Source organism: Humibacter ginsengiterrae (genome assembly GCF_054780115.1).
Genome location: NZ_BAAGWY010000007.1, coordinates 188,935 through 201,984, shown reverse-complemented (window position 1 = coordinate 201,984; position 13,050 = coordinate 188,935). Strand labels below are relative to the sequence as shown.

Annotated in this window: 11 protein-coding genes and 1 pseudogene; 8 read left to right on the top strand and 4 right to left on the bottom strand. The window is 65.7% G+C overall.

The window, feature by feature from the left end; translation table 11 throughout:
- Nucleotides 1-22 precede the first annotated feature (22 nt).
- Both ACYVII_RS10810 and ACYVII_RS10805 read right to left on the bottom strand, forming a co-directional pair.
- On the bottom strand, nucleotides 23-898 hold the full coding sequence (locus tag ACYVII_RS10810; RefSeq protein WP_460534767.1) for a slipin family protein: 876 nt from the start codon (nucleotides 896-898) through the stop codon (nucleotides 23-25).
- Complete coding sequence (locus ACYVII_RS10805; RefSeq protein ID WP_460534765.1) at nucleotides 895-1,107, bottom strand: hypothetical protein; 213 nt, start codon at nucleotides 1,105-1,107, stop codon at nucleotides 895-897. The genes ACYVII_RS10810 and ACYVII_RS10805 overlap by 4 nt, the downstream gene beginning before the upstream one ends.
- A gap of 378 nt (nucleotides 1,108-1,485) precedes the next feature.
- On the opposite strand from ACYVII_RS10805, the pseudogene ACYVII_RS10800 reads away from it, so the two are divergent.
- From ACYVII_RS10800 to ACYVII_RS10775, 6 genes and pseudogenes are all read left to right on the top strand, one after another.
- Nucleotides 1,486-2,641, top strand: a pseudogene (locus ACYVII_RS10800) (FAD-binding protein).
- Between the two features lie 20 nt (nucleotides 2,642-2,661).
- Nucleotides 2,662-4,503 (top strand): molybdopterin-dependent oxidoreductase, encoded by a 1,842-nt coding sequence (locus ACYVII_RS10795; protein ID WP_460534763.1) that lies wholly within the window; start codon nucleotides 2,662-2,664, stop codon nucleotides 4,501-4,503.
- Between the two features lie 74 nt (nucleotides 4,504-4,577).
- Entirely contained in the window at nucleotides 4,578-4,910 is a 333-nt protein-coding gene (locus tag ACYVII_RS10790; protein ID WP_460534761.1) for a cupin domain-containing protein, read from the top strand.
- Nucleotides 4,911-5,123: 213 nt separating this feature from the next.
- Nucleotides 5,124-5,486, top strand: coding sequence for a DUF488 domain-containing protein (locus tag ACYVII_RS10785; RefSeq protein ID WP_460534759.1), 363 nt, complete (start codon nucleotides 5,124-5,126; stop codon nucleotides 5,484-5,486).
- 10 nt (nucleotides 5,487-5,496) lie between these two features.
- Nucleotides 5,497-6,282, top strand: coding sequence for an HAD family hydrolase (locus ACYVII_RS10780; protein ID WP_460534757.1), 786 nt, complete (start codon nucleotides 5,497-5,499; stop codon nucleotides 6,280-6,282).
- On the top strand, nucleotides 6,279-8,639 hold the full coding sequence (locus ACYVII_RS10775) for a glycoside hydrolase family 65 protein (protein ID WP_460534755.1): 2,361 nt from the start codon (nucleotides 6,279-6,281) through the stop codon (nucleotides 8,637-8,639). Before ACYVII_RS10780 ends, ACYVII_RS10775 begins: the two co-directional genes overlap by 4 nt.
- Before the next feature lie 64 nt (nucleotides 8,640-8,703).
- On the opposite strand, the gene ACYVII_RS10770 is transcribed toward ACYVII_RS10775, so the two are convergent.
- Nucleotides 8,704-9,153, bottom strand: coding sequence for a VOC family protein (locus tag ACYVII_RS10770; protein WP_460534753.1), 450 nt, complete (start codon nucleotides 9,151-9,153; stop codon nucleotides 8,704-8,706).
- On the bottom strand, nucleotides 9,150-11,048 hold the full coding sequence (locus ACYVII_RS10765) for a transketolase family protein (RefSeq protein ID WP_460534751.1): 1,899 nt from the start codon (nucleotides 11,046-11,048) through the stop codon (nucleotides 9,150-9,152). The genes ACYVII_RS10770 and ACYVII_RS10765 overlap by 4 nt, the downstream gene beginning before the upstream one ends.
- A 236-nt stretch (nucleotides 11,049-11,284) precedes the next feature.
- Here ACYVII_RS10765 and gnd point away from each other — a divergent pair, with 236 nt between their 5' ends.
- Nucleotides 11,285-12,307: a phosphogluconate dehydrogenase (NAD(+)-dependent, decarboxylating) gene (gene gnd, locus ACYVII_RS10760; RefSeq protein ID WP_460534749.1), complete on the top strand. Its 1,023-nt coding sequence runs from the start codon at nucleotides 11,285-11,287 to the stop codon at nucleotides 12,305-12,307.
- A 45-nt stretch (nucleotides 12,308-12,352) separates the two neighbouring features.
- The gene (locus ACYVII_RS10755; protein WP_460534747.1) at nucleotides 12,353-13,027 is read left to right on the top strand and encodes an HAD family hydrolase; all 675 of its coding nucleotides are present in this window, start codon (nucleotides 12,353-12,355) and stop codon (nucleotides 13,025-13,027) included.
- Nucleotides 13,028-13,050: the final 23 nt, after the last annotated feature.

Genomic DNA, 13,050 nt, shown 5'->3' with positions numbered 1-13,050 from the left:
GTGTTGAGCACCGCAGAACGGATCATGAGTGCACCGGGCGTCGCGCCCGGCGTGCTGACGGTGAGGTCGGGTGCTCGGCCGGCAGTGGGATGACGGTCAGGTCGGTGGCGTCCTGCGCGATCGCGGCGCCCGCGGCCTCTCGTGCCAGGAACGCGCCGAGTTCGCTGATGGTGGACATCAGGGGGGCGGGGAAGACGACCGTGGTGTTCTTGTCCACGCCGAGTTCGACCAGGGTCTGCAGATTGCGCAACTGCAGCGCCAACGGGTGTGCCATCATCGTGTCCGAGGCGTCGCCGAGAGCGGCGGCAGCGAGAGATTCGCCTTCGGCCGCGATGATCTTCGCCCGCTTCTCCCGCTCTGCTTCGGCCTGTTTCGCCATCGCCCGCTTCATCGAGTCGGGCAGCTGGATGTCTTTCAGCTCAACGAGAGTGACCTCCACTCCCCAGACGAGGGTGGTGACGTCGAGGATCTTCCGGATGTCGGCGTTGATCACGTCGGTTTCAGCCAGCATTTCGTCGAGCGTGTGCTGGCCCACGACCTTTCGCAGCGTGGTCTGGGCGATCTGATTGATGGCCGAGTACACGTTCTCGATCGCGACCACCGATTTGACCGCGTCGACCACCCGGAAATAGGCGACGGCGGAGATGTCGACAGTGACGTTGTCTTTGGTGATGATCCCCTGGGACTGGATCGGCATCGTGATGATCCGCAACGACACTTTCGTCAGCCGGTCGGCGATCGGGATGATCACCGCCAGGCCCGGCTTCTTCACCTGGGAGACCCGTCCGAACCGGAACACGACACCCATCTCGTACTGGGTCACGATATGCAGGGCCAGAACGGCGGTGATGATCAACAGGATGACCACCACCACGATGATCACGATGAGGCCGGTCATGACATGCCGCCTGCCGTCGCGGAAGGACCGGCGGACCCGCCGTCGCAGTACCAGCGCTGAATCTCCTGCGGCATCTCCGCTGGTGTCAGATCAATGATCTCGATCGGTTGCGTGACCGCCGGTTCACCCTCGCGCGAACGGAGGGGCGCACCGTCGGCGTCGCCGAGCACGTCAGCGCTGCGACCCGTCGGGTTGAAAATGTCGCTCATGCGAATGCTCCAGACATCGTCAGGGACGAACCGCCGCCGAGGTCTGGAGCAACACCCCTAATCTACGCCCCGAACCGATCACCGGATAGGCCACGAGGCTGATTCATGGAATCTCCGGCCGAACGCGAATCCCAACCGCCGGTCCTCGTCGATGCCAGTGGCGGGGCGCTCGTGGAAGATCGGGTGCCGCCGTTGTCGGAATCAGACTCCGGGCGCACCATGACGGAGTACGCGTCTGGCCGTGCTGACCGGGGACTGCGACTGCGGAGTCGGTCCGCGCCCGATCTTCGGGCTGCGGGCCGGGATTGAGGTTTCCATGACAATGTCCACGACTCACAAGCGGAACCCGATGCCGCCCATCCACGAGGCCCTCACGAGATGATCGAACGCACCCTGGCCACCTCCGTGCTCGTGATTGGCACCGGAGGTGCCGGGCTTCGTGCCGCCATCGAACTGCGCGAGCAGGGGGTGGACGTTCTGGCGGTCGGCAAGCGGCGCAAGTACGACGCTCACACCACGTTGGCCGCCGGCGGGATCAACGCTGCGTTGGGGACGATGGACCCCGAAGACTCCTGGCAGCAGCATGCCGCCGATACGATCAGGGAATCGTACGATCTGGCCGATCCGCGCATCGTGGAGACGCTGGCAAGAAACGCGCCCGATGGCATCCGAGAACTGGAAGCATGGGGGATGCCGTTCGCCCGCGAAGCGGATGGGCGTCTCTCGCAACGGTTCTTCGGCGCGCACACCTACCGGCGCACCTGCTTCGCGGGTGACTAACCGCAACATGCTGGATCTGCAGATGCTGGACATCACCCGGGACCCGATCGAGATCGCGCCGACCGCGCATTACTCGATGGGCGGGGTGCGGGTGCGGCCGGAGGATCACGGCACCGACATTGCCGGCTTGTATGCGATCGGAGAGGCATCCTCCGGCACGCACGGCGCCAACCGGCTGGGCGGCAACTCGCTCGCGGAGCTGTTGGTCTACGGGCGCATCGTCGGGCAGGCTGCCGCCGAATACTCCCGCCGGCTTCCCGCGGAGCTGCGCAGCACAGGCGCGGTGGTCGAGGCACGGGGCGAGGTCGACACGCTGTTGGCCGGCCGTGGCTACGACAACGTCCGCAGCATGCAGCGAGCCCTCCGCAATCTGATGAGCGAACACGGCGGAGTGATCCGCGACGATGAGGGGCTCCGCACCGGCCTGGTGAAGCTGGACGAGGTCGAGGCGCGGATGCCGAACTTGGCGGTGCATCCGGATATCGCCGGCTTCGACGATCTCGCGCACGCGTTCGACTTGAAAGGGTCCATGCTCGCCGCCCGCGCCACCCTGGAATCCGCATTCGCCCGCACGGAGACCCGGGGCGCCCACAATCGTTGCGACTATCCGGCGCTTGACCCGGCGCTGAAGGTGAACATGGTGTGGTCTCTCACCGGCGGCCTCACGCAGGAGCCTGTTGCCGACACACCCACGGAGATCGCCCGGCTGATCCCGTCAGTCGAGAACACGGTCGTCGGCAAACTCGTCGAATAGATGGATTGAAGGACAGCACAGTGAACGCGGATGAAAGTCTTGCTCCGGAGGACATCCCCGCACGGTCTCGTGCAGAGAATGAACTCATTCCGGCAGCAGACAGAACGGCGACGACAAGCGGTATCCCCCTTCAGGCGACGAACAGCTTCCGGTCCCAGCTCACGGTCAGAGCCCACGAAAGGGTGGGTGCGGAGTGGGCGGGAAGCATCCCAGCGCAATATGGTGTCGCGCCGCGGATTCGGATCGGCCACACGAAGTGGTTCAACCTGCTGTGGTTGATCCCGATCGGTTTCGTACTGTTGGTGGCGGCGATCGCCGTCGCAAGCGGTCTGCGTACCGTCCCCGCAGTGCAGGACTTCATGAAGACCTACCCGGGCATGTCGGAGCTGCCGTCATGGGCTCCGGTCGGGCTTCCTGCCTGGCTGGGTTGGCAGCATTTCCTGAACTTCTTCTTCATGTTCTTCATCATCCGCGCGGGGTGGCAGATTCTCGCCGACCACCCTCGGCTGTACTGGACGCGGCACAGCGGACCGGGCCGCAACTGGTTCCGCATGCAGAACCCGATACCGACCGATGACCCGCTGTACACGGCGAAGGCCGACTCGATCACGCTGCCGGCGGGGGTGGGACTGCCTGGGCGCCGCCACACCATCGGTCTGGCCAGGTGGTGGCATTTCGGCATGGACACGCTGTGGCTTGCCAACGGGCTGGTCTTCTACGTCCTTCTGTTCAGTACGGGTCAGTGGGTGCGCTTGGTACCGCTGCACTGGGATGTGTTCCCGAATGCGATCTCCGTCGCGATCCAGTATCTGTCGATGAACTGGCCGGCCGACACCGGGTGGACGAACTACAACAGTCTGCAACTGATCGCCTACTTCATCACCGTCTTCATCGCGGCGCCGTTGGCGTTGATCACCGGGCTGGGGATGTCCCCGGCACTGTCCACGAAGTTCAGATGGATCAGCAAATACTTCAGCGTGCAGGTTGCCCGGTCTTTGCACTTCCTGATCATGGTGTACTTCCTGGCGTTCATCATCGTCCACGTCACCCTCGTGATGGCCACCGGCGCACTGCAGAACCTGAACCACATGTTCGCCAGCCGCAACAATGAATCGTGGGTCGGTTTCGGCGTCTTCGCCGTGGCGATGCTGGTCACGGTCGTTGCCTGGGTCGCGGCCAGCCCGGCGACGATGCGCTTCCCGCGGACGATCCAAAGAGTGGGTTACCTCTTGATCGGGCCCGCCCAGAGGCTGTTCGAGCACCTTGATTCCAAGCCCGGCGAGTACACGGAGAAAGACATTTCTCCGTACTTCTGGACAAACGGCACCTTCCCGACCTCAGACGAGTACCAGGCATTGCGCGATGGCAACTTCGCCGGCTACCGGTTACGGGTCGACGGGGTCGTCGAGAACCCCGTCGAGCTTGACCTGGCACAGCTGCGGGCGCTGCCCCACCATGAGCAGATCACGCAGCACTATTGCATCCAGGGGTGGTCGGGCGTGGCCAAGTGGGGTGGCGTTTCGATGCAGACGATTCTGGACCTGGTCAAACCCAAGCCGGGGGCGAAGTGGGTCGTCTTCTACTCCTTCGCGGAAGGGTCCGACGGCGGACTCTATTACGACGCGCAACCGATCGAGCAGATGAGCTACGCATTGACGATGCTCGCGTTCGAGATGAACGGTGAAGATCTCAGCTTCGGCCACGGGGCCCCGCTGCGGTTGCGCAACGAAGTGCAGCTCGGTTTCAAGATGGTCAAGTGGATCAAGGGCATCGAGTTCGTCGAGCACTTCTCCGACATCGGCGGCGGGCACGGCAGCTACAACAGCGACCACGAGTTCTTCGGCTACAGCATGTCCATCTGAGTGATGTGTCGTCGATGCTCGATGCAGGCCCGCCCAGGACGGATCTTTGTCGCCGACTTACGAGGGAGCCAATGATGCAAAAGACGTCGCTCACCGCACTGGCGCGCAAGCAGTTGGAGCTCGCTCGTGCCGCGTCCAGCGGCCGGAGCGCAACGACTGTCTACGGCGGCCACGAGCATGTTCTGCGGCAGACCGTGATCGCGTTGCACGGCGGCAGACAACTCGACGAACATCCCAGCCCTGGCGAAGCAACCATCTATGTGCTCGCTGGGCGGGTCGTGCTGGAGAGCGGGGACACGTCCTGGCCTGGTTGGACCGGTGACCTGCTGATCATCCCGAACGCCAGCCATACCCTCAAGGCGTTGGAGGACTCAGTTGTGCTGCTCACGGTTGCCAAACTCATCTGAGCGCTACAGACCGGGTGTCGTCTCGTCGTCGGTCACTGACTCGTCGTCGATCTGTTTCCCCAGACCATCGCTGCAGTTCGCGTGGGGTGTCCCGTTTCGTTCGCCAAGCGCATACTGACAGCAAGGCTGGGGCCGCCTGCCGGCCCACTCCGCTGGTGCTTCGCGGTTCGTGCGGCATCCACTGGTGGCATGAATCGCCGAGGAGGTCTGGCCATGACGAAAAGCCCGGATGTGCGGGTGCGCCGAGTGTACGACGAGCCTGAGGATCAGGACGGTGTCCGGGTTCTCGTCGACCGCATCTGGCCGCGCGGGCTGACGAAGGCCCGGGCGGCCCTGGATGAGTGGTGCAAGGATGTGGCGCCCTCAACCGAGCTGCGCAAATGGTACGGTCACGATCCCGCCAAATTCACCGAGTTCACGCACCGATACCGCACGGAACTGCGCCAGGTCAAGCGGGGCAAGGCTCTCCAACATCTGCGCGACCTGGCCACCGATAAGCGGCTTACCTTGCTGACCGGCACCAAGGAGCCCGAAATCAGCGAAGCCACCGTCCTCGCCGACATCCTGAACCGATGAACACCGGCCGATGAACACCGAGTCGACGAATGCCGGGCGAAGGAACGTTGCCGCTGTCGGCTTGGCCGATGGAGTGCGGGGGTGCCTGTTCGACCTGGACGGTGTGATCACCAAGACGGCGACGGTGCACACGGCGGCGTGGAAGGAGATGTTCGACGCTTACCTTCATCAGGTGGCTGAGCGCAGCGGTGAACGCTTCGTTCCGTTCGACCCCGTCGCCGACTACGACGCGTACGTTGACGGAAAAGCTCGCGAAGACGGCACCCGTTCTTTCCTGGACTCCCGGGGCATAACCCTGCCCGAGGGCGCCGCCGATGACCCGGCTGGCGCGGAAACCGTGTCCGGACTCAGTAATCGCAAGAACGAGATCGTGTTGCGGCGAATCCACGAGGACGGCGTACAGGTGTATCCGGGGTCGGTGCGCTACGTACGCGCGGTGCGCTCTCGGGGCTTGGGCTGCGCGGTCGTCTCCTCCAGCGAGAACTGTCGGGCGGTGTTGACGGCGGCCGGCATCGAGGACCTCTTCGATCGGCGCATCGACGGGTTGACGGCGAAGCGCGATCATCTGAAAGGCAAGCCGGCCCCGGACATGTTCCTGGCCGGGGCGGAAGCACTGGAGCTGAAAGCGGCCGAATGCGCCGTCTTCGAGGACGCACTTGCGGGGGTGGAGGCCGGTCGGGCCGGCGCCTTCGGCCAGGTCATCGGCGTGGACCGGGTGGGGCAGGCTGCGGCGCTGGCCGAGCACGGTGCCGACATCGTGATTTCCGATCTGGCGGAGTTGCTGGACACACGATGATCGATCATCCGAGTTTCGCCGTCGAGCCGTGGTGTCTGCGGGAGACCAGCTTGGATCTGGATGTGCTGGCGCAGACGGAGTCGGTTTTCGCGCTGTCCAACGGGCACATCGGCTGGCGCGGAAACCTGGACGAAGGGGAACCGCATGCACTTCCGGGCTCTTACCTGAACGGGGTGTTCGAGGAGCGGCCGCTGCCCTACGCCGAACGCGGTTACGGGTACCCGGAGTCCGGGCAGACGGTCATCAACGTGACCAACGGGAAGCTGGTGCGGCTCCTGGTCAACGACGAACCGTTCGATGTGCGTTACGGGCAGCTGCGCTCCCATGAGCGCATCCTCGATTTTCGTGCCGGTGTGCTGAACCGGCAGGCAAGCTGGGTTTCCCCGGCCGGCTGCACCGTCAAGGTCACCTCCACCCGGATGGTCTCCTTGGTGCAACGGGCGATCGCGGCGATCTGCTACGAAGTCGAGGCTGTCGACCAGACGACACGGATCGTGGTGCAGTCGGAGGTGGTGGCCAATGAGCAGCTTCCCGATCCCGGTGGGGATCCGCGGGTCGCCGCCACGTTGGAGTCGCCGCTCGTGGAACGGGCCGATTCCGCGCGCGGTGCTCGAGCCGGTCTGGTGCACTCCACACGCACGAGCGGTTTGATCGTGGCCGCGGTGATGGACCATGTCGTGGATGGGCCGCCCGGCACGCAGGTACAGTCGGAGAGTTTCCCCCATTTGGGCCGGACGATGGTCTCGACCACGCTGGAGCCCGGTCAGCGTCTGCGGCTGGTCAAGGTTGTCGCGTACGGCTGGTCCGCCTCCCGGTCCCTGCCGGCGGTCCGTGATCAGGCCGACGCGGCGTTGGCCGGTGCGATGCAGACCGGCTGGGATGGGTTGCTGGCCGAGCAGCGCACGTATCTGGACGGCTTCTGGTCGCGAGCGGATGTACAACTCGACGGTGACACCACCATTCAGCAGGCGGTCCGGTTTTCGCTGTTTCACGTGCTGCAGGCCGCCTCGCGCGCCGAAGGCAGGCCGATCGCTGCCAAGGGACTGACCGGGCCGGGATATGACGGGCATGCGTTCTGGGACACGGAGGTGTTCGTGCTGCCGGTTCTGACGTACACGGCACCGGATGCGACAGCGCACGCGTTGCGATGGCGGCACAGCACGCTGCCGCTGGCAATCGACCGGGCAACCCAACTGGGACTCAAAGGTGCGACCTTTCCCTGGCGCACGATCCGGGGCGAGGAATGTTCCAGCTATTGGCCGGCGGGCACCGCAGCGTTCCACGTCAACGCGGATATCGCGGCCGCCGTGATCGGCTACGTCCGCGCTACCGGGGATGACGACTTCGAACGAACGGTTGGTGTGGAGCTGCTGGTGCACACCGCCCGGTTGTGGCGCTCTCTCGGACACCATGACGAGGAAGGCCGGTTCCGGATCGATGGGGTGACCGGGCCGGATGAATACAGCGCCGTGGCGGACAACAACGTGTTCACCAACCTGATGGCGCAACAGAACCTCGTGGGGGCTGCGGACGCGGCGACCCGGCACCGCGACCGGGCGCAGGAGCTCGGCGTCGACGCGGAGGAATTGGCGAGTTGGCGGGACGCGGCGGCAGGCATGGTCATTCCCTACGATCGGGCGCTGGGCGTACACCCGCAGGCGGAGGGATTCACCGGGCACCAGGTCTGGGACTTCGAGGCCACCACAGCCGAGCAGTATCCGTTGCTGCTGCATTTTCCGTACTTCGATCTGTACCGCAAGCAGGTGATCAAACAGGCCGACCTGGTGCTGGCCATGCAGTTGCGTCCGGACGCGTTCACCGCCGAGCAGAAGTCCCGTAACTTCGCCTATTACGAGGCGTTGACCGTGCGCGATTCATCGCTGTCCGCCTGCGTGCAGGCGGTGATCGCCGCCGAGGTCGGGCAGCTGGATCTGGCCGAGGATTACCTGGCGGAGGCGGCGCTGATGGACCTGGACGACCTCGAGCACAACACCAGGAACGGGCTGCATCTGGCGTCGCTGGCGGGAGTGTGGACCGCCCTGGTGGCCGGGTATGGAGGGATGCGGCATACCGAGGCCGGCCTGCGTTTCGCTCCCCGGCTGCCGCCCGGGCTCACCCGGCTCGCCTTCGGAGTGCAGCTCGCCGGGCGCACGCTGCGTGTCGAGATCGTCGGCACGCAAGCCACGTATGACGTCCAGGATGGCGCGCCGCTGCCACTCGTCCACCACGACCAGCCGGCTACCGTGTCCGCGGGGAGCTCCCTCACGCTCCCGATCCCCGACGCGCTGCCGGCAGGCGACCGGCCGACACAACCTGCCGGGCGCGCCCCGCGCCGCAGCCGAACATCCGGGTCGTAACCGGTTGCGGCGCCGGTTCACCGTGATATTCACTGTCAGTCACTACGGCTTTTCACCGTCAGGGTTACCACTCGTAAATGCGTTGCAGGATCTCGTGTCGCGGTGCCTGGTCGGGCCCTGGGTAGGTGACGACTACCGGAACCCCGTCCGGTCCACGGCCTTCGACCATGATGAACCCGTCGACGCTCGTGCGGGTGACGTGCGGGGACTGGGCTTTCAGGACCTGTTCGCACCGTGCGAGGTCGTCTTCGCTTGGGGCGGTCCACACAACGTATTGGATGCCGATGCCACCGAGTGGGTGCTGTGCCCCCGTCCCCATGCTGCGCAGGTACAACTGGTACCCGTCGGGGCTGACGAGAAGTGCGGCCTGGTCGTTGCGGTTGGTCGCCGCGAGCCCGAGAAGCTCCTGATAGAACACCACCGAACGGTCCAGGTCGGCCACGAACATCACTGCCGATGCGAGCTTCAAGCGGGGCCGCGCCTCGGTGTTGTCGGTTGTCTTGTTCGGGTTCATTCCTTGGCCTCCACGAGCTCTCGCGCGGCGGCGGCGATGTGCCGTGCCGAGATGCCGGGGGCGTCCAGCAGTTCGGCCGGCTGCCCCGACATGGGCAGGCCGCTGACACGCAAGAGCGCGACCCGCAGTTGCGGTAGGTCCGCGTCGGCGAGTGCTTCCATCACGGCTCCGCCGATGCCGCCCTGCGGGTAGTGGTCTTCCGCCACAACCAGCCTGCCGCCTGTGGTGCGGCAGGTGTCGATGAGCGTGTCGCGGTCGAGTGGCTTGATCGAGTACAGGTCGATGACTCGCGCGGCGATGCCGTCCTGGGCCAACTGTTCGGCGGCGGCGAGGCATTCGTGCAGGGTCACCCCGGCTCCGATCAACGCCACCTGGTCATCTGCTGACGTCCGGTGGACCTTGCATCCGCCGATGGGGAATTCTTCCGCCGGGCCGTAGATGACGGGGTAGGCGCCTCGGGTCGCCCGCAGGTAGACGACACCGTTCGTGTCGGCCATGGTCCGCACCAGGGCGGCGGTCGATGGCGCGTCGCTCGGGTAGAGGACGACGGAGGTGTGCACGGCGCGCATGGCCGCGATGTCTTCCAATGCCATCTGGGACGGGCCGTCCTGCCCGATTTCGACGCCGGCGTGGGTGCCGACCAGGCGGATGTTCGCCTCGGACACTCCGGCCATCCGGATGAAGTCGTATGGCCGGGCGATCAGGAACGCGGCGAAGCTGGAGGCGAACGGGATGTAGCCGCGCACCGACAGCCCGACCGCTGAGGCGATCAGTTGCTGCTCCGCGATGTACATCTCGAAGAACCGTTCGGGGCAGACATCCTGGAACTCGCCGGCGTGGGTGGAGTTGCCGACCTCGCCGTCGAGCACGACCACCTCCGGGCGCGCCGCGAGAGCGGAGATCGCGGCGCCGAACGCGGCCCGGGTGGCCACCTTCTCACCGATGTCCCAGGTGGGCATCGTCACCGTCGCCGACGGGTCGGCGTGGATGGCCGGCGTGCCCGCATCCGGGGATTCGGTCGTCACGGTCAGGCTGGTCACCCTGCCGAGGGCGGCGATCGCACGTTCCGCCATCTCCGGCGGTAAGGCTTTGCCGTGCCACCCGTTCTTGTCTTCGATCTCCGGCACGCCCTTGGCCTTGATCGTGCGGGCCAGCACCACCGTCGGCTGGTCCGTTTGGGAACGAGCCTGGGCCAGCGCGGTGTCGATGGCAGCCAGGTCGTGGCCGTCGATGACCAGGGCATGGGCGCCGAACGCTTCGACCCGGCCGGCGTACTTCTCCATCTCCCACTGCAGTTCGGTGGGGCCGTCCTGGCCGAGCCGGTTGACGTCGACGATCGCGGTGAGGTTGCCAAGTTTGTAATACGCGGCCTTGTCGATGGCTTCCCAGATGGACCCCTCAGCCATTTCGCTGTCGCCGCAGAGCACCCACGCGTGGTAGGGCAGCTCGTCCAGGTACTTCCCGGCCAGGCAGACGCCGACGGCATCGGGCAAGCCCTGCCCGAGCGACCCGGTGGCGACATCCACCCACGGCAGCACCGGCATCGGATGCCCTTCGAGTCGGGATCCGAACTGCCGGTAGGTGTTCACCAGTTCGTCCTCGTCCACGACGCCGACAGCCCGGTACATCGAGTAGAGCAACGGGGAGGCGTGCCCCTTGGAGAAGATCAGATGATCGTTTGCGGGCGTCTCGGCGTGCGCCCAGTCATACCGGAAATGGCGCAGGAGCAGAACGGACATGAGGTCCGCCGCGGAGAGCGACGATGTCGGGTGCCCGGAGCCGGCCTGGGTGCTGCAACGGATGGAATCCACTCGCAACTGGGTCGCCAGCCGGTGCGCGAGCTCCTGTTGCTCATCGGTGAATGGCGTCGTATCCGACGCGTCAGTGTGGTTCATGTGCCGTATTCCTTCGCGATGAGAATCGGTGCGCTCCCGCGGCGATCTGAGGTGGGTCGCGTCTGTTTTCAACGTACGCTCGGGGCCGGGAATCGGACAGGGTCAGGGGTAGTCCGGGCTCCAGCAACGCGCACGTTGTCTGTGAACCCGCGCGGCCCGTTAGTCGGACCGCAGCAGCGGGCGCAGGATGAAGAAGTGGCGCGGTGGACGGGTGATGCACGAAGGGGAAAAAGGAAATGCAACTGGGGATGATCGGGCTGGGGCGCATGGGCGCCAATCTGGTACGACGGGCGATGCGCGACGGGCATGACTGCGTCGTCTACGACCCGAACCCCGACGCAGTAGAGGCTCTCGCCGGCGAGGGGGCCACCGGCGTCGCCACGCTCGCCGATCTGGCCGCCGGGCTCACAGCGCCGCGCGCGGTGTGGGTGATGGTGCCGGCCGGAGCGGCCACCGACTCCGTCATCAACGACCTCGCCGAGACGCTGGAGCCCAGGGACACCGTCATCGACGGCGGGAACTCCTACTACCGCGACGACGTCCGACACGCGAAACTGTTGGCCGAGCACGGCATCCGGCTATTGGACTGCGGCACCAGCGGCGGTGTGTGGGGGCTGGATCGCGGCTACAGCCTGATGATCGGCGGCGATGCCGACGCGTTCGCGCAAGTCGAACCCGTCTTCGCCTCACTTGCACCCGGCGTGCAGACCGCCGAACGCACCCCCGGCCGGGACGGAGAGGTCGCCGCGGCCGAGAATGGCTACCTGCGGTGCGGGCCCTCCGGCGCCGGTCATTTCGTGAAAATGGTGCACAACGGCATCGAGTACGGGATGATGGCCGCCATCGCCGAGGGGCTGAACATCCTGCACAAGGCGAACATCGGCGCCGACGCCCAGGCCATCGGCGATGCTGAGACCGCCCCGCTGAGCGACCCGGAGTTCTACCGCTATGACCTCGACCTGCGCGACGTCTCCGAGGTGTGGCGGCGCGGCAGCGTGATCGGCTCATGGCTGGTCGACCTCATGGCTGTCTCCTTGCAGCAGTCGCCTGACCTCGACGACTTCGCCGGGCGCGTCTCCGACTCCGGGGAGGGGCGCTGGACCGCGATCGCGGCCATCGAGGAGGGCGTCCCCGCACCGGTGCTGACCGCTGCGCTGGACTCCCGCTTCACCTCCCGACACTTGGACGAGTTCGCCGACAAGGCGCTATCGGCGATGCGCAAACAGTTCGGCGGCCACGACGAGAAACCCTCTGCCTGACACCCGCGCTCATCGCGCGACCCATGACGCGGAAAGGAATGAAGGATGGCCGCGCCGAAACTCGTCCTGTTCGACATCGACGAGACGCTAGTGCACACCGGCGGGGCCGGTGCCCGCAGTTGGGCGTGGGCCTTCGATCAGTTGCATGGCATCCCTGCCGATATCGGTGCGCACACCTCCGCCGGGGAGACCGACCCACAGGTGGCGCGTGCCACGTTCCGCGCGGTATTGCACCGGGATCCGTCCCACGACGAGTTGGTCCGGTTGTACGCCAAGTACCTGTGGCACCTGTCCGAGGACATCTGGACGTCGAAGGAGTACCGGGTCCTGGACGGGGCGGACGATCTGCTGCGCCGGCTCAGCGCGGCAGGCGTCATGCTCGGGGTGATCTCCGGCGCCATGGAAGGCGCTGCACATCTGAAGATGCAACCGGGCAAACTCAACCGGTACTTCATCTTCGGCGCATACGGGTCGGACTCCCCGGACCGTGCCGAAATCACTCGCCAAGCGATCGCCAAGGGCGCCCGCATGCACGGCCAAGAACTGGGCAAAGACGACGTGTACGTGGTCGGCGACACCCCACGCGATATCGACGGAGCGCACGGCGCGGGCGCAACCGGTATCGGTGTCGCCAGCGGACACTACGACTCCGACCAGTTGCGGACCGCAGGAGCCGACTACGCACTCGCGGCGCTCACCGATCCGTTCCCGGCACTGTGATCCGCCGCGGCCACGGTAACGGT